This is a genomic window from Pseudoalteromonas sp. SR41-7 (assembly GCF_014163935.1).
GTDB classification, from domain to species: Bacteria; Pseudomonadota; Gammaproteobacteria; order Enterobacterales; family Alteromonadaceae; genus Pseudoalteromonas; species Pseudoalteromonas distincta.
In genome coordinates this window covers 1-20,194 of the sequence record NZ_JACJEF010000025.1, presented here as the reverse complement: position 1 = coordinate 20,194, position 20,194 = coordinate 1, and the positions used below count along the sequence as shown (strand labels likewise).

Genomic DNA, 20,194 nt, shown 5'->3' with positions numbered 1-20,194 from the left:
ATAATTGAATAATTAAATAAATAAATTTAATTATTCAAAGGCCGCTATTTTATATATAGCGGCCTTTTTTTGTAAAGTTTAGACATAAAAAAGCCGCTTACTTTTGCAAGTAAGCGGCTTTTAAATTTAAACCGATATTTATACTAATTTAGCAAGAATATCGTTAAATGTAGTGCTTGGACGCATTGCTTTAAAGGCTGCATCATCGTTAGGCTGGAAGTAACCGCCTAAATCAACTGCAGGGCCTTGCGCATCGTTAAGTTCACTTACGATTTGCTCTTTATTAGACTCAAGGTCACTAGCGATTTGAGTAAACTGTGCTTTAAGTTCACTGTCATCATTTTGCTTAGCAAGTTCTTGTGCCCAGAATAAAGATAGGAAGAAATGAGAACCACGGTTATCAATTTCTTTCACTTTACGTGACGGCGATTTGTTTTCAGCAAGGAACGTACCTGTTGCTTTATCTAGGGTATCAGCAAGTACTTGTGCCTTGTTGTTACCAGCAGTTACGCTTAAGTGCTCAAGTGATGCAGCAAGTGCTAAAAATTCACCTAAAGAATCCCAACGTAAGTGGTTTTCTTTTTCGAATTGTTGAACATGCTTAGGTGCAGAACCACCCGCGCCAGTTTCAAATAAGCCACCACCGTTCATAAGTGGAACAATTGAAAGCATTTTAGCACTTGTACCCAATTCTAAAATTGGGAATAAATCTGTAAGGTAATCACGTAGTACGTTACCTGTTACAGAAATCGTGTCTTTACCTTCTTTAATGCGCGCTAATGAGAACAATGTTGCTTCAAGCGGTGCTAAAATTTGAATATCTAGGCCAGCTGTATCGTGATCTGGTAGGTATTTATTTACTTTTTTGATTAGCTGCGCATCATGTGCACGGTTTTCGTCTAACCAGAAAATAGCTGGAACGCCTGTTGCGCGTGCACGATTTACTGCAAGCTTAACCCAATCTTGAATTGGTGCGTCTTTAACCTGACACATACGCCAGATATCGCCTTGCTCAACACTGTGCTCAAGTAATGTATTACCATTTGCATCAACAACACGGATAGAACCGTCCGCTTTTGCTTCAAATGTTTTGTCGTGTGAACCGTATTCTTCAGCTTTTTGAGCCATAAGGCCAACGTTTGGAACGCTACCCATTGTTGTTGGATCAAACGCACCATTTTCTTTACAAAAATCGATAGTTGCTTGGTAAACACTTGAGTAACAGCGATCAGGAATTACAAAGCTAGTGTCTTGTAATTTACCATCGTTATTCCACATTTGACCGCTTGAACGGATTGCTGCAGGCATAGATGCATCGATGATCACGTCACTTGGTACGTGTAAGTTTGTAATACCACGGTCAGAATCAACCATAGCAATAGCAGGGCGGTTAGAGTAAACAGCTTGAATATCTGCTTCAATTTCTTCGCGCTTAGCATCGTCTAATGTTTGGATTTTAGAATATACGTCGCCTAAACCATTATTTACATCCACACCTAGCTCTTCAAAAAGCTCACCGTGTTTAGCAAATACATCTTTGTAGAATACTTTAACAGCGTGACCGAAGATGATTGGATCAGATACTTTCATCATTGTCGCTTTCATGTGAAGCGAGAACAAAACACCTTTCTCTTTAGCAGCGTCAATTTCTGCAGCTAAGAAAGCTTGAAGCTTAGAAGCGCTAATGCTTGATGCATCAATAACTTCGCCAGCTAAAAGAGGTGTGCTTTGTTTAAGAACAGTAACGTCACCGTTAGTTGCAACATGTTCAATACGCACATCAGTGGCTGTATCAACAGTTACTGATTTTTCTGAACCGAAGAAATCGCCTTCGCTCATACTTGCAACGTAAGACTGAGAATCTTTGCTCCACGCACCCATTGAATGTGGGTTGTTACGTGCATATTCTTTTACAGAGCCTGGCGCGCGACGATCTGAGTTACCTTCACGTAGTACAGGGTTTACTGCACTGCCTTTAATTTTGTCGTAAGCCGCTTGAATTGCTTTTTCTTCATCATTTTTAAGTTCCACAGGGTATTCTGGAAGAGCGTAACCTTTTGCTTGAAGCTCTTTAATTACAGCGCGAAGCTGTGGTACAGATGCACTGATGTTTGGTAATTTGATGATGTTTGCTTCTGGTGTTTTAGCAAGCTCGCCAAGTTCAGCAAGTGCATCACCAATGCGTTGTTCTTCTGTTAAATAATCAGGGAAGCTAGCAATTACACGACCTGCTAATGATATGTCGCGAGTTTCAACTTCAACACCGGCCGCATTTGTATATGCTTGGATGATCGGTAGCAACGAATAAGTTGCTAGTGCCGGAGCTTCGTCCGTTTTTGTATAGATAATTTTTGATGTCATCATCATTCCTAGATAGTCGACCGATAAGGTCTTATTCAACAATGCAAAGAAAATCATTACTTATGAGTGAGTACATATTATTAAACAAGTTAATAAACACGTACGCTCGTAATGAGTAGTTTGTTAGGTGTTGGTACTCAGCGTTGCTCTTTTATAAAAGCAGAATAGTCACACCTGACGAACTGGAATCGTATTTATAGCTAAAAAATTAACAAAAATAAATCAGCCTTTAGCCTAGTACATATAAAAGAGGCGATAAGGTGTTATGCGCAATTTTTAGCACCAAGAGTGTAACAAGCTTAAATAAAAAGGGCTAGAGTTTGAGCATGCCCAATAAGCAGTTAAACAATCAACTCTTAGAACATTGGGGTATATAAAATAAATTCAAGGAAAAGGGTTGAATTTGAATGAAAAGAGGCAATAAATAAGAGAAGAAGAGATAAGTTAGTATGCTTAAGGAATTAAGCGAGGATCTTAAAAGGTCGCTCGCTTTAGTCGAACAAAACAATCGTCACTCAATAATGTCACCATCTGGGGCAATATTTTTAGCGTGTAGGCCTTTAGGCCCTTGTTCTAATTCGAATGTTACATCTTGACCAGCTTTAAGCGTTTTATAGCCGTCCATTACAATTGTTGAGTAATGAGCGAAGATATCATTCTCGCAGCCGTCTTCTACGATGAAACCAAAACCTTTGGCGTTGTTGAACCATTTAACTTTACCACAAGCCATACTTCTACATCCTTCAATAAGTTGACTAATTTAGTTATTCTAAACCGTATAATTTGCTAGACTGACTAAGGTTTAATCAATCTATGTTTGACTGTAGTTTATTTAGCCAACCAGTCAAGTGTTTTGAGTTATTTTTTAACATTTTATTTATTTTTTATTCAAGTTTGCTTGAGTTACAAAGACAAGACTATATTTAATTATGAGTGGTATGAAAGATTCAGGTGTTATCGACACAGTTCGCGACAGTGAAAAGCAAAAGCTACAGCCGCCGCGAAAATATAAAGTTGTTTTAAATAACGACGACTACACGCCGATGGACTTCGTAATTGAAGTTTTAACGACGTTTTTTAATATGGATAGCGATAGAGCAACCGATGTGATGCTTCAGGTTCATGAAAAAGGTAAGGGTATTTGCGGTGTTTACAGCGCCGATGTTGCCCACACCAAAGTTGAACAAGTTAACCGTTACTCACGGGATAACGAGCATCCACTGCTTTGTAGTTGTGAGCAGGAATAATATCAATTTAATACAATTGGTATAAATACCAATTAGGGTGATCAAACATCCGATTGTTGTGGTATAAATTATTATCTCAGTAAGGGGTTGCCAATGCTAAACAAAGACTTAGAACTCACTTTAAATGCCGCGTTTCGTGAAGCGCGCACTCGCCGTCATGAGTTTATGACCGTAGAGCACCTTTTACTTGCGCTATTAGATAATCCTTCTGCAGGAGAAGCCTTAAACGCGTGTGGTGTTAATCTTTCAGGCTTAAAAACCGAATTATTAGAATTTATTGACGAAACAACACCCGTCATCCCAGATTTAGAAGAAGAGCGTGAAACTCAGCCAACGCTTGGTTTTCAGCGTGTATTACAACGTGCTGTGTTTCATGTGCAATCGTCAGGAAAAAACGAAGTGACGGGTGTCAATGTGCTGGTTGCTATTTTTTCTGAGCAAGAGAGCCAAGCTGTTTATTTACTTAAAAAGCATGATGTATCGCGCTTAGATATTGTTAACTTTATTTCGCACGGCATTTCAAAAGCGGATGATGAACTAGGCGACGACAGCGATGATATACATGAAGAAGTGCAAGAAGTTCAAAACGAAGAAGCAAGTAAGCTAGACAGCTTTACAACTAACTTAAACGCTCAGGCTCGTGAAGGTAATATTGACCCACTGATTGGGCGCGACAGCGAAGTAGAGCGCACGGTACAAGTATTGTGTCGTCGTAAAAAGAATAACCCATTACTTGTTGGTGAAGCGGGCGTTGGTAAAACCGCCATTGCTGAAGGTTTAGCGTACCGTATTGTGAACGAGCAAGTACCAGAAGTAATTGCAGATGCAGTTGTGTACTCACTAGATATGGGGGCATTGCTTGCAGGTACTAAATACCGTGGCGATTTTGAAAAGCGCTTTAAAAGCTTATTAAAAGAGCTTCAGGCACAACCTGGGTCTATTTTATTTATTGATGAAATACATACCATAATAGGTGCTGGCGCAGCGTCTGGTGGCGTTATGGACGCTTCAAACTTACTTAAACCACTTCTTTCAAGTGGTAAGTTACGTTGTATGGGTTCAACCACTTACAATGAGTATAAAAATATTTTTGAGAAAGACCGTGCATTAGTACGCCGTTTTCAAAAAATTGATGTACTTGAACCAAGTGTTGCTGATACCACTAAAATTTTAAATGGATTAAAAGAGCGTTACGAAGAGCACCATGGTATTCGCTACACTCAAAAAGCATTAAAAGCAGCTGCTGAACTTAGTGCTAAATACATTAATGAGCGCCACTTGCCAGATAAAGCAATTGATGTAATTGATGAAGCGGGAGCTAACCAACGTTTACAGCCTAGTTCTAAACGTAAAAAAACCATTGGTGTGGCTGATATAGAGCTAATAATATCGAAGATGGCACGTATTCCACCACAAAATGTGTCTTCAACAGATAAAGAGACGCTTAAAAATCTAGATCGTAATCTTAAAATGCTTGTGTTTGGACAAGATCAATCTATTGATGCACTTACATCGGCTATTCGTTTATCTCGCTCGGGTTTATCAAGCGAAGAAAAACCAGTGGGTTCGTTCTTGTTTGCAGGCCCAACAGGTGTTGGTAAAACAGAAGTAACTAAGCAACTTGCTAAATGTATGGGTGTTGAGTTTATTCGTTTTGATATGTCTGAGTATGTAGAGCGCCACGCAATCAGCCGACTAATTGGTGCTCCACCAGGATATGTTGGTTTTGAGCAAGGCGGGTTATTAACCGAGGCGGTTATTAAAAACCCACATGCGGTAGTGCTTTTAGATGAGATTGAAAAAGCGCATCCAGATATTTACAATATTTTACTACAAGTTATGGATCACGGTACGTTAACCGATAATAACGGTCGTAAAGCTGATTTTAGAAATGTAGTGGTTGTAATGACTACCAATGCGGGCGTACAAGAAACTACGCGTAAGTCGATTGGTTTTACTGAGCAAGATCACACGCACGATGCAATGGGCGAAATTAATAAAGTTTTCTCGCCAGAATTTAGAAACCGTTTAGATAACATTATTTGGTTTAACCACCTTGAACGTGAAGTTATTTTACTGGTGGTTGATAAGTTTATTGTGGAACTGCAAGCCCAGCTTGATAAAAAATCGGTTAATCTTGAGCTTACGCCTAAAGCGCGTGAATGGCTCGCAGATAAAGGTTATGACAAGGCTATGGGTGCACGACCAATGGCACGTGTTATTCAAGAAGAGCTTAAAAAGCAATTAGCTAATGAAATACTGTTTGGTGAACTTGTTGATGGCGGTACAGTTAAAGTATCGGTTAAAGACAAGAAGATCCGCTTTGATTACGAGAGCAATTTAACGCCAGCGTAAAACGTTAATTACACAACTAAGTTAAATAAAAATGGCCCGCTAAATAATAGCGGGCCATTTTTTTGCCATTTTTATAGGCAACAAAAAACCCAGTAAAAACTGGGTTTTTTGTTTATTAAATGTAATTGCTAGTCAATGTCTATCAATTACATTTAATAAACGCTTAAAGCTAGTAAAGCACTAGCCAAAAACTAAATCTCGTTTACGCACTTACTTAGCGAGCACGGAATACGATACGACCCTTTGATAAATCGTAAGGAGTCATTTCTACCGTTACTTTATCGCCGGTTAAAATACGGATATAGTTTTTGCGCATTTTGCCTGAAATGTGAGCCACAACTACGTGACCATTTTCTAGCTCAACTCGGAACATTGTATTTGGTAAAGTATCAAGGACTGTCCCTTGCATTTCGATTACGTCTTCTTTCGCCATGTTTAGCGTAACACCTCTTTAATAGTTAAACGCTGCAGATTTTGCCCAAAATACTCCAATAAGTAAAGGCGCAGGGGCTATATTTGCAAATTAAATAGCCACCCACTCATCATTGAGCTGTTTTTGAGCTGGTAAAAACTGAGTTTTGTACTTCATTTTATCGCATTCATCAATTTGATAGCCTAAGTACACGTATTGCTTATTTTGCTCTTTTGCAAATTTAAGCTGCTCTAATATCATCACAGAGCCTAAACTATAGTGTTCAAAGTCGGGGTCAAAAAAAGTATAAATTGCAGAAATAGAGCTGTTCATACAATCAGTTACGGCAACTGCGACTAAAGTATCTTGGTGCCATAGTTCAATAAATGTGATTTTGAGCCAACTGCAAAGTAAAAAGCTTTGAAACTGTTCTTTTTCAGGAGGATACATACTTCCATCCTGATGGCGCATCGTTATGTATTTACTATAGAGCGGATAATACTCAGGGCGTTCTTGCATCGAGTATTTTACTTCAAACTGGTTTTTTGCTTTGTTTAGTTTACGTTTTTGCGATTTTGAAGGGATAAAGTCTTGTGCTAATACACGTACAGAATTACATGCACTGCATATTGGGCAGTGTGGACGATATATTTGGTTACCACTGCGACGAAACCCTAAGCCTAATAATGACTCAAATTTGTCTGTACTGTAGCAACTAGGATCTAGAATAACTAAAAGTTGCTCTTGTCTGTTGGGTAAATAACTACAGTCAAATTCTTGGGTTAAACCAACACGTGCAGGAAGTTGCTCATTCATAGATTGCGTCAAGTTCTTGTGACTCCCACATAATAGGATTAATAATATAGTTATGTGCAGCTTTTAGTTTAGTCAAAAATGTTGAGCGGGGGATTACTTGTGCACCTAAGGTCATTAAATAAGGGTTTTCTAACTGGCAATCAATAAAATGCGCATTATGACGTTTAAGCCAATTTACCAGTGCCCACATAGCAAGCTTGGAGCAATTGGTTTGATGATGAAACATCGACTCACCACAAAAAACACCATTTTGCATAATACCGTATAAGCCACCTGCAAGCTCTCCGTTGCTCCACACTTCTAAGCTATGGGCAATGCCAGCATTGTGTGCATTAACATAAGCGTTGAGCATGTCAGAGGTGATCCAAGTGCCATCGGTATCAAGGCGTTGATCGCGACAAGCTTCTATTACCTCCTCAAAGGCATTATTAATGGTTACTTTTACAGGGTGCTTTTTTAAATGTTTACGCAGGCTCTTACTTATATGAAAATCATCCAGTTCAAAAATCCCGCGTTCGCTCGGCGACCACCACATAATAGGCTCATCTTCGCTAAACCAAGGGAATATTCCGCTTTTGTAGGCATTACTTAGGCGAGGTAAACTTAAATCTCCGCCAATTGCTAACAAGCCATCAGGGGATTCTAATGCGTATTCCGGATTGGGGAATGCTATATCGTTTTCACTTAATTGGTATAGCTGATTTCTCATACAGTACTTATTTTATAATTGATCGTAAAAGTGTAACTATATTTTAGACATAAAAAAAGGGCTGAATAATCAGCCCTATTATAATTTATTTAATTGCTTATAAATTATCTAAGAAACGTTCTGCATCAAGGGCAGCCATACAGCCTGTACCCGCTGATGTGATTGCTTGACGGTAAATGTGGTCAGACACATCACCTGCAGCAAAAACGCCTTCTACACTTGTTTGAGTTGCGTTACCATTCAATCCAGACTCTACAACTAAGTAGCCATCTTTCATTTCTAGTTGACCAACAAACATATCTGTATTTGGCTTATGACCAATAGCGATAAATACGCCTGCTAAATCTAGCTCTTCTGTTGCATCAGAGTGTGCATCTTTAATACGAATGCCAGTTACGCCCATTTGGTCGCCTAATACTTCGTCAAGCGTACGGTTGTAATGTAAAACAACGTTACCGTTAGCTGCTTTTTCAGCAAGGCGGTCTGCAAGTATTTTTTCACTACGGAAACTATCACGGCGGTGAATAACATGTACTTCGTCAGCAATGTTAGATAAGTATAGCGCTTCTTCAACCGCTGTATTACCACCACCAACAACCGCTACTTTCTGACCTTTATAGAAAAAGCCATCACATGTAGCACAGGCTGAAACGCCACGGCCTTGGAAATTAGTTTCAGACTCTAAGCCTAAGTATTTAGCAGAAGCACCTGTTGCAATGATTAACGCATCACATGTGTAAGTACCTTGGTCGCCAGTTAGTGTGAAAGGGCGCTTAGATACATCTACTTTATTGATGTGATCGAATATGATTTCAGTTTCAAAGCGCTCAGCGTGCTCTTTCATACGATCCATTAATGCAGGGCCCGTTAACCCGTGTGCATCACCAGGCCAGTTTTCAACTTCAGTCGTGGTTGTTAATTGGCCACCTTGTTGAATGCCTGTAATTAAAACAGGGTTTAAATTTGCACGTGCTGCATATACTGCGGCAGTATAACCAGCTGGGCCAGAGCCTAAAATTAGTAGCTTACAATGTTTTGCTTCAGTCATTATTTTTTCCTAAACGTTTAATACGGTCTTTAATGCGCTCGATTCTAAGAAAATCAAGGCGGATGTAAACAAAATCCGCGATTATTTTTTTTCGCAAATCGAAAAGCTGTGCAGTATTGTGTACTAGAGCTCAGTACTTTTACAGTTAAAACACCTAAGTAGCTCAATAAATAGACTAACAGGCAACAAAACAGCGTTAATTCATGACCCCTTTGATTTTTTTTGTTATGTTTTACCTAATTTTATTTGTCACTGATAGATTATGTGACCTAAGCGAATAGGCAACTATGTTATTTTGGCAGGAAAAACCCGCATTCGGGTTGACTTCAAAAGACGTTAACGTCTTAACCAATGCGCAAGATTACCGAACGCAATTGCTACGTTTGATAGCTAATGCAAAAAAACGAATTTATATCACAGCGCTTTATTTACAGGATGACGAAGCAGGCCGCGAGATTTTAGAAGCCCTGCATCGAGTATCATTAGAGAACCCTGCGCTTGATGTAAAAGTGCTGGTGGATTTTCATCGTGCGCAACGTGGTTTAATTGGTGCAGAGAAGTCTGATGGTAACGCAAGTTTATACTGTGACGATTTAGAAAAGTTTAAATCGAACGTACAAGTTTATGGCGTACCTGTAAAAGCTAAAGAATTATTTGGCGTATTACATTTAAAGGGTTTTGTCATTGACGATACCTTACTTTACAGTGGCGCAAGCTTAAACAATGTGTATTTGCAGTATAACGAGCGTTACAGACTCGATCGTTACTTTTTAATAACGCAGAGCGAGCTGTGTGACTCAGTGGTTGATTTTATTGAGACAAAGCTAATTAGCTCCGATGCTGTGCCACGCATAGACACAAGACCGCTTAAGCGTTTACACGACTTCAAACTTGATCAAAAGCAATTAATGCGTGACTTAAAAGTCGCAAGTTACAACGCAGCAGAGCAACTAAATACGCAAGCATTAGGTATTCGTTTGTTTTTAGGGCTTGGTCGTCGTAATAACGAATTAAATCGTTTAATAAAAGCGTTATTTGATACCACAGAGCAAGAGCTTGTGTTGTATACGCCATACTTTAATTTTCCGGCGCCACTTATGCGATCACTGCGCCGATTATTAAAGCAAGGCAAGCAAGTGACTATTGTGGTAGGGGATAAAACAGCAAATGACTTTTATTTACCGCCAAGCGAGCCTTTTAGTAAAATAGGGGCATTACCTTATTTATACGAAACTATTTTGCATAAGTTTGTAAAAACGCAAAAACGCCACATCGATAACGGTAATTTAAATGTGTATCTGTGGAAAGATGAAAGTAATTCGTTTCATTTAAAAGGTATTTGTTCAGATAGAACAAAACATTTACTGAGTGGGCATAACTTAAATCCGCGTGCATGGGGTCTTGATATCGAAAACGGTATTTTAATAGAAGATCCAGAGCAAACAATTATGGATGCTATTGATAACGAAAAGCAGGAAATTTTACAACACTGCCGCCGTTTAACAGGCCCAGATGATTTAGAAACAATGGATGATTACCCGCAGCCAGTTAAAAAACTACTAGGGCAAGCTAAGCGCGTAAAAGTAGATTTTATAATTAAGCGTTTTATCTAAATAAGTTTATATAAACCTGAAATTTAAATACAAAAAAAGCAGCTAATTAGCTGCTTTTTTATGGGTTGTAGTTAGGTTGCTACATTACTTAATACCAACCTAACTACAAAACGCTAAATTATGCGTTTTCTACTGCTGTACGTGGGTCAACATATTCCATGTTGAACGCTTCAGCTACTTCTTTGTAAGTTACTTGGCCTTTAATTACGTTTAAGCCTTTTAAGAAGTGAGCGTCATCTAGTAGCGCCTTTTTATAACCTTTGTTTGCAAGGTTAATGATGAATGGCAATGTTGCATTGTTAAGTGCAAACGTAGATGTGCGTGGAACAGCACCTGGCATGTTAGCAACACAGTAGTGAACAACTTCATCAACGATGAAAGTTGGATCAGCATGCGTCGTTGCTTTAGAAGTAGCAATACAGCCACCTTGGTCGATTGCAACGTCAACAATTGCAGAACCAGGTTTCATTGCTTTAATGTGCTCAGCAGTTACTAGTTTAGGTGCAGCTGCACCAGGGATCAGTACACCACCGATTACTAAATCAGCTTCTAGTACGTGTTTTTCTAGTGCATCAGCAGTTGAGTAAATAGCTTTAACTTTATTACCAAATTGCGCGTCTAGTGCACGTAACACATCGATGTTACGATCAAGAACGACAACTTCAGCACCAAGACCAACAGCCATTTGCGCTGCGCTACGACCAACCATGCCGCCGCCAATTACAACAACTTTAGCAGCTTCAACGCCAGGTACGCCACCTAGTAGCATGCCACGACCGTGGTTAGATTTTTCTAGCGCTTGTGCACCAGCTTGAATAGACATACGACCAGCAACTTCGCTCATAGGAGCAAGAAGCGGTAAACCACCGCGTGAGTCAGTTACAGTTTCGTATGCAATACAAATAGCTTTGCTTTTTACAAGGTCTTCAGTTTGTGGAAGATCAGGTGCAAGGTGTAAGTAAGTGAAAAGAATTTGGTCTTCACGTAGCATTGCACGTTCAACAGCTTGCGGCTCTTTTACTTTTACAATCATGTCTGCTTTAGCGAAAACATCAGCAGCAGTTGCTAAAATTTCAGCACCCGCTTGTGTGTAATCTTCGTTAGTAAAACCAATGCCCATGCCTGCATCGGTTTCTACAATCACTTGGTGACCGTGGTTTACTAATTCACGAACACTTGCAGGAACCATACCTACACGGTATTCATGGTTTTTAATTTCTTTAGGAACACCAATAATCATATCATTTGCCTTATTAAGAACGGATTAACATTTTCCACTATTATATTCATCATAAGCCCGTATGTCTCACCTTTTTTAAACTCAAATCTAGTGTTATCATCTAGATAATAAAAATAAACAGCATAAAAAACTAGTTGGTACTATGCATCAATTATTAGATAGAATTGACCGTAAAATTTTAATGGAATTACAACACGATGGACGCTTGTCGAACGTAGAACTGGCCAGACGAGTTGGCCTAAGCGCCACGCCCTGCTTGGAGCGAGTAAAAAAGCTAGAACGAGAAGGTTATATACTTGGCTATAAAGCGGTGGTCGATCCCGCTAAGCTTGGGCAAGGTTTATCTGTGTACGTAGAAGTAACGATTACTAAAACATCTCCCGACGTATTTGATGAGTTTAGTGCTGCGGTTAAAAAGCACGAAGAAATTATTGAATGTCATTTAGTATCGGGTAATTTTGATTTTTTACTTAAAACGCGCGTAAATGATATGTCAGAATACCGTGGCGTATTAGGCGACATACTATTGAAACTGCCAAATGTAAGTGAAAGCCGAACTTATGTAGTAATGGAAGAAGTAAAAGGTGAAGAAGGCGTAATTATTCGTCCTTATATTACTTGAGGTTATTTATATTAACTGCGTCATTTGCTTATATAAGCTCAAATTATAAAAACTTGTTCATAATCAGGCCATCAAGGTTAAGATAAAGTGCAACAAATTGCATTTCCTGCTAAGGTATTTCACTGCTAAGTAAGTGTGAATAAAAATAGAATAATAAAGAGGAATAGGGAACTATGCGCCTAAACGGTGTGCAAAGACTATTAGAAACAGGGCTGATTATCAGTACCTTTACGGCAATATTTATTTTATGTGCCTTGATCAGCTTTGATCCAGCAGATGCTGCATGGTCGCAAACTAGTTTTAGCGAAGTAAGCAACATCACAGGAGCAGCCGGTGCATGGATAGCCGACATTTTATTACTCACCTTTGGTTGGTTGGCTTACTTAGTGCCAGCGGCCATTCAGCTATTTGGCTACTTGCTATTTAAACAACCTCACCGCATTTTACAGCTTGATTACACTACCTTAGCGCTGCGTGTTATTGGTTTTGCCTTATTTATTACCTCAGCTACCGCTATTAGTAGTATTAATTTCGACGATATTTATAACTTTTCATCGGGTGGGGTAGTGGGCGATGTTATTGCATCAGCCATGATGCCTGCGTTTAACTTTACCGGTACATCTATATTATTGCTGTGTTTCTTTTTTGCAGGGCTTACCTTATTGACGGGAGTATCGTGGGTTGATTTTGTAGATTACCTTGGCGATTTAATGGTTAGGCTTTATCGCTATGTTGTATCGTATGCAAAAGGCTGGATGCACCGAGAACATACTGCAGGTAAAGTAAATAATAACGATGAAGCAGACGCCCATTTTGAAGACGATATAAAAGAGCAGATAGAGCTGCCTACATCAGCTAAAAAAGCAGATAAACAAAAAGCGATAGATAAGCCTCAAACACCGTTTAGTGAACCACAAATCAGTGATGACTTTATGCCGTTTGATGAACTTGACGATATACTCGATCAAGAAATTGGCTTTAGCGCCATAGACGACGAACCAATGGACACGGCTGCTGCATTAAATGCGCTTGATCAAAGCCCAGTTGTGGAGCCTGAAAAACCAGTTACAACGGTGGTATCGCCAGCAAGACCAATGCCTAAACCAAAAGCGCAATATCAACCACCACCAACAGCAAAAGAAAAGTTTGAGCAATTATTAACGCAAGAGCCACCACCAGGGCCATTACCATCGCTCGATTTACTCGACAGACCGGATAAAGCTAAAAACCCAATTTCGCAAGAAGAGCTTGATAGCGTATCACGCCTAGTAGAGACAAAACTTCTCGACTTTAACGTACAAGCAACCGTAGTAGCGGTATACCCAGGCCCCGTTGTTACGCGTTTTGAGCTAGATTTAGCGCCAGGTATTAAAGTGTCTAAAATTACAGGCTTAGCTAAAGATTTAGCCCGTTCGCTTTCGGCAATTAGTGTACGTGTTGTAGAAGTTATCCCAGGTAAAACCTATGTTGGTATTGAGCTTCCAAATAAACACCGTGAAATAGTTCGTTTATCAGAAGTAATAAACGCCCCTAAATTTGAGCAAAATCCGTCGCCTCTTACCATGGTGCTTGGTAAAGACATTGCTGGTCAGCCGGTATGTGCTGACTTAGGTAAAATGCCACATTTATTGGTAGCCGGTACAACTGGTTCAGGTAAATCAGTGGGCGTTAATGTCATGATAGTAAGCTTGCTTTACAAATCGGGTCCTGACGATGTACGTATGATCATGATTGACCCTAAAATGCTTGAGCTTTCAGTATACGAAGGCATTCCGCATTTATTGTGTGAAGTAGTTACCGATATGAAAGAAGCTGCTAACGCATTGCGTTGGTGTGTAGGCGAAATGGAACGTCGTTATAAATTAATGTCAGCATTGGGTGTGCGTAACTTAAAAGGTTACAACCAAAAAGTGCTTGAAGCCAATGAAGCGGGTTACCCAATTCTTGATCCATTATTTAAAGACACCGATGGCATGAAAGAAGGCCCCGACGAGCTAGGTAAATTACCAAGTATTGTTGTAGTAATAGACGAATTTGCCGACATGATGATGATTGTAGGTAAAAAAGTAGAAGAACTTATTGCACGTATTGCTCAAAAAGCACGTGCGGCAGGGATTCACTTAGTGCTTGCTACGCAGCGCCCGTCAGTTGATGTAATTACCGGCTTAATTAAAGCTAATATTCCAACACGTATGGCGTTTCAGGTATCGAGCAAAATAGATTCACGGACAATACTTGACCAACAAGGCGCAGAAAACTTACTAGGCATGGGCGACATGCTTTATTTACCGCCAGGCACTAGCGTACCAGAGCGTGTGCATGGCGCGTTTGTAGACGACCACGAAGTACACGCCGTAGTAAACGATTGGAAAGCACGTGCTAAACCAAATTACATTGACGAAATACTCAATGGCGATGCCACTGAAGATATTTTATTACCGGGTGAAGCTAGCGAAAATGCAGATGAAGAATCTGATCCGTTATACGACGAAGCTGTGTCGTTTGTAATTGAAACCGGCAAAGTATCGGTATCGTCAGTGCAACGTAAATTACGTGTTGGCTATAACCGCGCAGCACGTTTAGTAGAACAAATGGAAACATCGGGTATCGTGAGTTCACCAGGTCATAACGGTGCTCGCGATGTATTAGTACCTAATGGAGCAAATTCATGAAAAAAGTTAACGCCTTATTATTAGTGTTAGGCAGCGTACTTGCCGCACCAAGCTTTGCTGACGACAGCCAAGCATTACAAGACAGACTTGCCACTTTAAAAAGCTTTAAAGCGCAGTTTGCACAACAAGTAACAGACAAAGAAGGCCAAGCAGTTATGCAAGGCGAGGGCACAATAGCGCTTCAACAGCCTATGATGATTCGCTGGCAGCAAACTAATCCAGACGATACGTTATTTGTATCAAACGGTGATAAAACATATTACTTCGACAGCTTTGCTGAGCAAGTAACAATTATGAAAACCAGCAGCCTAATCGACTCAACACCATTTGTGCTACTGACATCAAAAGACCCAGCACAGTGGGAAAAATACAGCGTACTTGCAACAAGTACAGGCTTTAGCGTAACGCCAAATAAAGGCGTAGAAAGCCAAGTAGAACAACTTGATATAGCATTTGCGGGTAACGAGCAAGGGCTTGCTAAACTAGTGGTTACCGACAACTCAGGGCAGCTATCGTCATTTACGTTTAACAATGCCCAAGTTAATACGCCGCTTGATCAAAGCACTTTTGAATTTACGCCTCCTGAAGGTGTTGAAATAGACGATCAGAGTAACGGTGAGTAATTTAGGTTTTAATTTTGGGCCCGATGTACGCCCACTTGCTGCGCGTATGCGCCCTACAACGCTTGATGAATACATTGGTCAGCAGCACTTATTAAGTGCTGATAAACCACTGCATCAAGCCATTGTCGCGGGGCGATGCCATAGTTTAATTTTATGGGGTCCGCCTGGTGTTGGTAAAACAACACTTGCGCAAATAATTGCCAACCATGCTGATGCCTCACTTATTCAAATGTCGGCGGTAACTGCAGGCGTAAAAGATATACGCGACAGCGTAACGCAAGCGCGGGACAACCTAGAAAGCCGTGGCCAACGCACCCTTATGTTTGTTGACGAAGTTCATCGCTTTAATAAATCCCAACAAGATGCCTTTTTACCGCACATAGAAGACGGCACCTTTATATTTGTAGGTGCAACCACAGAAAACCCATCGTTTGCCCTTAACAACGCTATATTGTCGCGTGCACGCGTGTATGTTTTAAAATCGCTTGCCGATACCGACTTATACACCGTAATAGAGCGCGCACTTAAACAAGACGAGCAGCTAAGCCAAAAACACATCACTATTGCCGACAACGCTAAAAAGGCACTTTGCCAAGCAAGTGGCGGCGATGCGCGTAAAGTACTTAATTTACTTGAACAAGCAGTTGACTTAACGTCCGAGCAAAACGGTCAATACAACGTAGATGAGCACGTACTTAGCCAAGTGTTACCAACGCATTTAGCTAAATACGATAAAGGCGGAGATGAGTTTTACGATTTAATATCGGCCTTTCATAAATCAGTACGAGGTAGCTCCCCCGACGGTGCACTGTATTGGTATTGCCGAATTTTAGCCGGTGGTGGCGACCCTTTGTATGTAGCAAGGCGTTTACTTGCCATAGCTACAGAAGACATTGGTAACGCCGATCCGCGTGCGATGGAAGTGGCTTTAAACGCGTGGGATATATTTCAACGTGTTGGCCCAAGCGAGGGCGAGCGTGCAATAGCACAAGCCACACTGTATTTAGCCAGCGCACCTAAAAGTAATGCAGTTTATATGGCGTTTAATCAAGCAAAAGCAGATGCCAAAAACGAGCCAAGTTACCCAGTACCAGAGCATTTACGTAATGCCCCAACTAACTTAATGAAAGACTTAGGGTATGGCGCTGAGTATCGTTATGCGCACAATGAAGAAGGCGCATTTGCCGCAGGTGAAAAATACTTACCACCAGAAATGGACGGCAAAGAATATTACTTACCGAGCGAGCGCGGACTTGAGCAAAAAATTAGACAAAAACTCGATTACCTAAAAGAGCGCGATGCGCAAAGCCCACTTAGACGATACGAAAATGATTAAACTTTATATGATGATCGCCCTTGGCGGAGCCTCAGGTGCGTGTTTACGGTTTTTTATTAGCGAAAGCATGCTAAAACTCCTCGGTAGGGGATTCCCTTTTGGCACGTTGACGGTTAATATTCTGGGTTCATTGTTAATGGGCATTTTGTACGGTTTGATAGATAAAGAAATTATCACCGCAAGCCCCGCCAAAACCCTTATCGGTATTGGCTTTTTAGGTGCATTAACCACCTTTTCAACATTCTCAATGGACTCGTTGTTGTTATTACAACAAGGTCACTTTATTAAAATGGCCCTCAATATCATCTTAAACGTGATGGTGTGTATTTTTATGGCTTGGCTGGGCCTTCAGCTAGTAATGCAAAAAGGTTAAAAAACTAACATGTTAGATTCTAAATTTTTACGTCAAGACATCGAACAAACTGCAGCACGTTTAGCGGCGCGCGGTTACGAACTCGATGTAGCGACGGTAACGGCACTTGAAGAAAAACGCAAAACATTACAAGTAAAAACGCAAGAACTTCAAAGTCAACGTAATGCAAGCGCAAAAGCAATTGGTCAAGCCAAAGCTAAAGGCGAAGACGCACAGCCACTACTTGATGCAGTAGCTAACTTAGGCAGTGAGCTAGATGCCGCTAAAACAGAGCAAGATGAAGTATTAGCCGCAATTAACGACATTGCTTTAGCAATTCCAAACTTGCCAGACGAGTCAGTACCGGCGGGTAAAGACGAGGACGACAACGTTGAAATTTTAACGTGGGGCACGCCTAAAAAATTCGATTTTGAAGTTAAAGATCACGTTGATGTAGGCCAAGACCTAAACGGTTTAGACTTTGAAATGGGCGTTAAAATTAGTGGCGCACGCTTTGCTGTAATGCGCGGCCAAGTAGCGCGTATGCACCGTGCACTAACGCAATTTATGCTAGATACACACGCTGATAAAAACGGCTACACAGAAATGTATGTACCGTACCTAGTAAATAGCGCAAGCCTTTATGGCACCAGCCAATTACCTAAATTTGCAGGCGATTTATTCCACACATTAGGCCTTGTAAACGATGACGGCGAACAACAAGCCGGCTTTAGCTTAATTCCTACAGCTGAAGTACCACTTACAAACAGTGCCCGTGACGAAATTTACGACGAAAGCGATTTACCAATTCGATTAGTTGCCCACACTCCGTGTTTCAGAAGTGAAGCAGGCAGTTATGGTCGCGATACACGTGGCTTAATTCGTCAACACCAGTTCGATAAAGTTGAACTTGTACAACTTGTAAAACCAGAAGACTCAATGGCAACGCTTGAAGAGTTAACAGGTCATGCAGAGCAAATACTACAAGCCCTTGAACTTCCGTACCGTAAAGTAATTTTATGTATGGGCGACATGGGCTTTGGTTCAGCTAAAACATACGATTTAGAAGTATGGCTACCTGCGCAGGATACATACCGCGAAATTTCATCATGTTCAAACATGGCTGACTTTCAGGCGCGTAGAATGCAAGCACGTTTTCGTCGTGAAGGTGTTAAAAAGCCAGAGTTACTACATACACTAAATGGTTCAGGCTTAGCCGTTGGCCGTACACTAGTAGCCATACTAGAAAACTACCAACAAGCCGATGGTACGGTAGTAGTACCAGAAGTATTACGCCCATATATGGGTGGACTTGAAGTGATTGGTAAACAATAAAAATCAAGTTTAAGTTAAGCAAGTTTTAAGCTTGTAAATCTTAATACGAAAGCCGCTGTTTGTAATAAACAGCGGCTTTTTTAATAACATTAAAATGAGGGTTATTATCCATCAATAAAAACTCTTAATTAGATAAAGATTAATGTTTAGTTTTTGTTAGCGTAATAATTAGAAATTGTAATTATTTCCTTATTTACTATTATGCCGACATTAATGTAAGCTAAATACATAAATTATTAGGTGTTGGTCAAAAAGACTAATTAAATTTAGGAAACTCAAAGTTGTAGAAAGATGTTTCTACAAGTTATATTTTTATTAGGGTTAAGGCAATGTCATGGAAGTAAAATCAGAAACTGTCCCAAAAAAGATATGGATGTTGTGGTATCAAGGGCTTGAAAACGCACCTTATCTAGTCAAAAAATGTATTGCTTCATGGAAGGAGAAAAATCCTACATGGGAAGTTGTTTTATTAGATTCGACAAACCTACAAAGCTATCTTGATTTTGATTTAAAGGATACAAGCTTTCAATATTTAGGGTTGGCCCTTCAATCTGATTTAGTGCGAGTTTCATTATTAAAAAACTTTGGTGGAGTATGGGCTGACGCGACGACTTATTGCATGCTACCTTTAAATTCGTGGATTGAGGAAGCCAGTAAACTAGGTTTTTTTGTTTACAGTAATCCAGGGAAAGATAGAGTTATGTCTAGTTGGTTTATTTTATCGACAAAGGCTAACCCCCTATCAGTTGAATTATATAATAAATTTTATTTATATTTAGTGAAGAGTAACTTTAAAAAGCCTAATAAAATTCAAATGTTAATTATTAAATATTTATCTAAAATTTTAAACAGAAAAACAACAACGACAAAGTATTGGCTTCACCCTCTTGTATCCAAAGTATTTAAAGTATATCCCTATTTTATTTTTCATTATATTTTTGAAAATCTAGTAAGTACTGATAATAGATGTAATTACATCTGGTCAGAAATGAAAAAAGTGAGTGCAGATAAACCTCATAAAATTCAAAGGTTAGGCTTTTTTAGCGCAGTCGATGAAGGTGTAATTGAAGAATTGAAAATAGATAAGCATCCTATATTCAAGCTAACTTGGAAGTATGATATTGAAAAATATAGAAAAGGGACTCTTTTATATGAATTACTAGAAGGAAAAATAAAGTATTAAAAATAATTAAGATCAAATTTTAGAGGTCAACCAATATTGACCACTTATTTTGTTCAGGCAGTAGCCTATTTCTATAAGAATGGGGTCAGGCCTTTCTTTTTATCTTTAGCTTTTATTATTGGTTATTTCATGTAAATTAATTTGATGTCATCAACATTAGCTTTGCCTCTTTACCGTCTGTTAATACCGCGACGTTACCTTTATCAGTTATAAGCACATCTCTTAACCTGCCTGCGGCCTTGGGAAACACGTGAGACTGCGTAAATTCAC

At 39.8% G+C, this 20,194-nt stretch carries 17 protein-coding genes and 1 pseudogene; 10 read left to right on the top strand and 8 right to left on the bottom strand.

All coding sequences use genetic code 11. The features are described 5' to 3' along the window. Positions 1–138: 138 nt before the first annotated feature. Positions 139–2,361: an NADP-dependent isocitrate dehydrogenase gene (locus tag H5092_RS20095; protein WP_182734821.1), complete on the bottom strand. Its 2,223-nt coding sequence runs from the start codon at positions 2,359–2,361 to the stop codon at positions 139–141. 511 nt (positions 2,362–2,872) lie between these two features. After that, entirely contained in the window at positions 2,873–3,091 is a 219-nt protein-coding gene (cspD, locus tag H5092_RS20090; protein WP_002962500.1) for a cold shock domain-containing protein CspD, read from the bottom strand. A gap of 208 nt (positions 3,092–3,299) precedes the next feature. Here cspD and clpS point away from each other — a divergent pair, with 208 nt between their 5' ends. Then, positions 3,300–3,608 (top strand): ATP-dependent Clp protease adapter ClpS, encoded by a 309-nt coding sequence (gene clpS / locus H5092_RS20085; RefSeq protein WP_002962498.1) that lies wholly within the window; start codon positions 3,300–3,302, stop codon positions 3,606–3,608. Positions 3,609–3,701: 93 nt separating this feature from the next. Further along, the gene (gene clpA / locus H5092_RS20080) at positions 3,702–5,963 is read left to right on the top strand and encodes an ATP-dependent Clp protease ATP-binding subunit ClpA (protein WP_024595509.1); all 2,262 of its coding nucleotides are present in this window, start codon (positions 3,702–3,704) and stop codon (positions 5,961–5,963) included. Positions 5,964–6,177: 214 nt separating this feature from the next. Here clpA and infA read toward each other — a convergent pair whose 3' ends face one another. The 4 genes from infA to trxB form a co-directional block, all read right to left on the bottom strand. Then, the gene (infA, locus tag H5092_RS20075) at positions 6,178–6,396 is read right to left on the bottom strand and encodes a translation initiation factor IF-1 (protein WP_002962494.1); all 219 of its coding nucleotides are present in this window, start codon (positions 6,394–6,396) and stop codon (positions 6,178–6,180) included. A gap of 90 nt (positions 6,397–6,486) precedes the next feature. Further along, positions 6,487–7,191 carry an arginyltransferase gene (locus H5092_RS20070; RefSeq protein WP_182734823.1) on the bottom strand — a complete coding sequence of 235 codons (705 nt, stop codon included), beginning with the start codon at positions 7,189–7,191 and terminating at the stop codon, positions 6,487–6,489. Then, on the bottom strand, positions 7,184–7,900 hold the full coding sequence (gene aat / locus H5092_RS20065) for a leucyl/phenylalanyl-tRNA--protein transferase (RefSeq protein WP_182734819.1): 717 nt from the start codon (positions 7,898–7,900) through the stop codon (positions 7,184–7,186). Before aat ends, H5092_RS20070 begins: the two co-directional genes overlap by 8 nt. Before the next feature lie 97 nt (positions 7,901–7,997). Next, on the bottom strand, positions 7,998–8,948 hold the full coding sequence (trxB, locus tag H5092_RS20060; RefSeq protein ID WP_165723628.1) for a thioredoxin-disulfide reductase: 951 nt from the start codon (positions 8,946–8,948) through the stop codon (positions 7,998–8,000). A gap of 287 nt (positions 8,949–9,235) precedes the next feature. Here trxB and pssA point away from each other — a divergent pair, with 287 nt between their 5' ends. Further along, complete coding sequence (gene pssA / locus H5092_RS20055) at positions 9,236–10,561, top strand: CDP-diacylglycerol--serine O-phosphatidyltransferase (RefSeq protein WP_182716403.1); 1,326 nt, start codon at positions 9,236–9,238, stop codon at positions 10,559–10,561. Between the two features lie 118 nt (positions 10,562–10,679). Here pssA and ald read toward each other — a convergent pair whose 3' ends face one another. Next, positions 10,680–11,801: an alanine dehydrogenase gene (gene ald, locus H5092_RS20050; protein WP_002962982.1), complete on the bottom strand. Its 1,122-nt coding sequence runs from the start codon at positions 11,799–11,801 to the stop codon at positions 10,680–10,682. A 142-nt stretch (positions 11,802–11,943) separates the two neighbouring features. On the opposite strand from ald, the gene lrp reads away from it, so the two are divergent. From lrp to H5092_RS20015, 7 genes are all read left to right on the top strand, one after another. Next, on the top strand, positions 11,944–12,423 hold the full coding sequence (gene lrp, locus H5092_RS20045) for a leucine-responsive transcriptional regulator Lrp (protein WP_007582985.1): 480 nt from the start codon (positions 11,944–11,946) through the stop codon (positions 12,421–12,423). 173 nt (positions 12,424–12,596) lie between these two features. Continuing rightward, positions 12,597–15,095, top strand: a complete 2,499-nt coding sequence (locus H5092_RS20040; RefSeq protein ID WP_024595504.1) for a DNA translocase FtsK — start codon at positions 12,597–12,599, stop codon at positions 15,093–15,095. Further along, positions 15,092–15,718 (top strand): outer membrane lipoprotein chaperone LolA, encoded by a 627-nt coding sequence (gene lolA, locus H5092_RS20035; protein ID WP_138489158.1) that lies wholly within the window; start codon positions 15,092–15,094, stop codon positions 15,716–15,718. Before H5092_RS20040 ends, lolA begins: the two co-directional genes overlap by 4 nt. Beyond that, entirely contained in the window at positions 15,711–17,054 is a 1,344-nt protein-coding gene (locus H5092_RS20030; RefSeq protein ID WP_182734817.1) for a replication-associated recombination protein A, read from the top strand. The genes lolA and H5092_RS20030 overlap by 8 nt, the downstream gene beginning before the upstream one ends. Beyond that, on the top strand, positions 17,047–17,427 hold the full coding sequence (gene crcB, locus H5092_RS20025; RefSeq protein WP_021032117.1) for a fluoride efflux transporter CrcB: 381 nt from the start codon (positions 17,047–17,049) through the stop codon (positions 17,425–17,427). Before H5092_RS20030 ends, crcB begins: the two co-directional genes overlap by 8 nt. Before the next feature lie 9 nt (positions 17,428–17,436). Further along, positions 17,437–18,741, top strand: coding sequence for a serine--tRNA ligase (gene serS, locus H5092_RS20020; RefSeq protein WP_182696490.1), 1,305 nt, complete (start codon positions 17,437–17,439; stop codon positions 18,739–18,741). A 334-nt stretch (positions 18,742–19,075) separates the two neighbouring features. Next, positions 19,076–19,924: a capsular polysaccharide synthesis protein gene (locus tag H5092_RS20015; protein ID WP_182734815.1), complete on the top strand. Its 849-nt coding sequence runs from the start codon at positions 19,076–19,078 to the stop codon at positions 19,922–19,924. A gap of 136 nt (positions 19,925–20,060) precedes the next feature. Here H5092_RS20015 and H5092_RS20765 read toward each other — a convergent pair. Continuing rightward, a pseudogene (locus H5092_RS20765) lies at positions 20,061–20,194 on the bottom strand (PQQ-dependent sugar dehydrogenase); the annotation flags it as partial.

Excerpts from the sequence above, each read along its gene's own strand:
- H5092_RS20095 (WP_182734821.1), bottom strand. The coding sequence starts at position 2,361 with ATGACATCAAAAATTATCTATACAAAAACGGACGAAGCTCCGGCACTA.
- cspD (WP_002962500.1), bottom strand. The coding sequence starts at position 3,091 with ATGGCTTGTGGTAAAGTTAAATGGTTCAACAACGCCAAAGGTTTTGGT.
- clpS (WP_002962498.1), top strand. The coding sequence starts at position 3,300 with ATGAAAGATTCAGGTGTTATCGACACAGTTCGCGACAGTGAAAAGCAA.
- clpA (WP_024595509.1), top strand. The coding sequence starts at position 3,702 with ATGCTAAACAAAGACTTAGAACTCACTTTAAATGCCGCGTTTCGTGAA.
- infA (WP_002962494.1), bottom strand. The coding sequence starts at position 6,396 with ATGGCGAAAGAAGACGTAATCGAAATGCAAGGGACAGTCCTTGATACT.
- H5092_RS20070 (WP_182734823.1), bottom strand. The coding sequence starts at position 7,191 with ATGAATGAGCAACTTCCTGCACGTGTTGGTTTAACCCAAGAATTTGAC.
- aat (WP_182734819.1), bottom strand. The coding sequence starts at position 7,900 with ATGAGAAATCAGCTATACCAATTAAGTGAAAACGATATAGCATTCCCC.
- trxB (WP_165723628.1), bottom strand. The coding sequence starts at position 8,948 with ATGACTGAAGCAAAACATTGTAAGCTACTAATTTTAGGCTCTGGCCCA.
- pssA (WP_182716403.1), top strand. The coding sequence starts at position 9,236 with ATGTTATTTTGGCAGGAAAAACCCGCATTCGGGTTGACTTCAAAAGAC.
- ald (WP_002962982.1), bottom strand. The coding sequence starts at position 11,801 with ATGATTATTGGTGTTCCTAAAGAAATTAAAAACCATGAATACCGTGTA.
- lrp (WP_007582985.1), top strand. The coding sequence starts at position 11,944 with ATGCATCAATTATTAGATAGAATTGACCGTAAAATTTTAATGGAATTA.
- H5092_RS20040 (WP_024595504.1), top strand. The coding sequence starts at position 12,597 with ATGCGCCTAAACGGTGTGCAAAGACTATTAGAAACAGGGCTGATTATC.
- lolA (WP_138489158.1), top strand. The coding sequence starts at position 15,092 with ATGAAAAAAGTTAACGCCTTATTATTAGTGTTAGGCAGCGTACTTGCC.
- crcB (WP_021032117.1), top strand. The coding sequence starts at position 17,047 with ATGATTAAACTTTATATGATGATCGCCCTTGGCGGAGCCTCAGGTGCG.
- serS (WP_182696490.1), top strand. The coding sequence starts at position 17,437 with ATGTTAGATTCTAAATTTTTACGTCAAGACATCGAACAAACTGCAGCA.
- H5092_RS20015 (WP_182734815.1), top strand. The coding sequence starts at position 19,076 with ATGGAAGTAAAATCAGAAACTGTCCCAAAAAAGATATGGATGTTGTGG.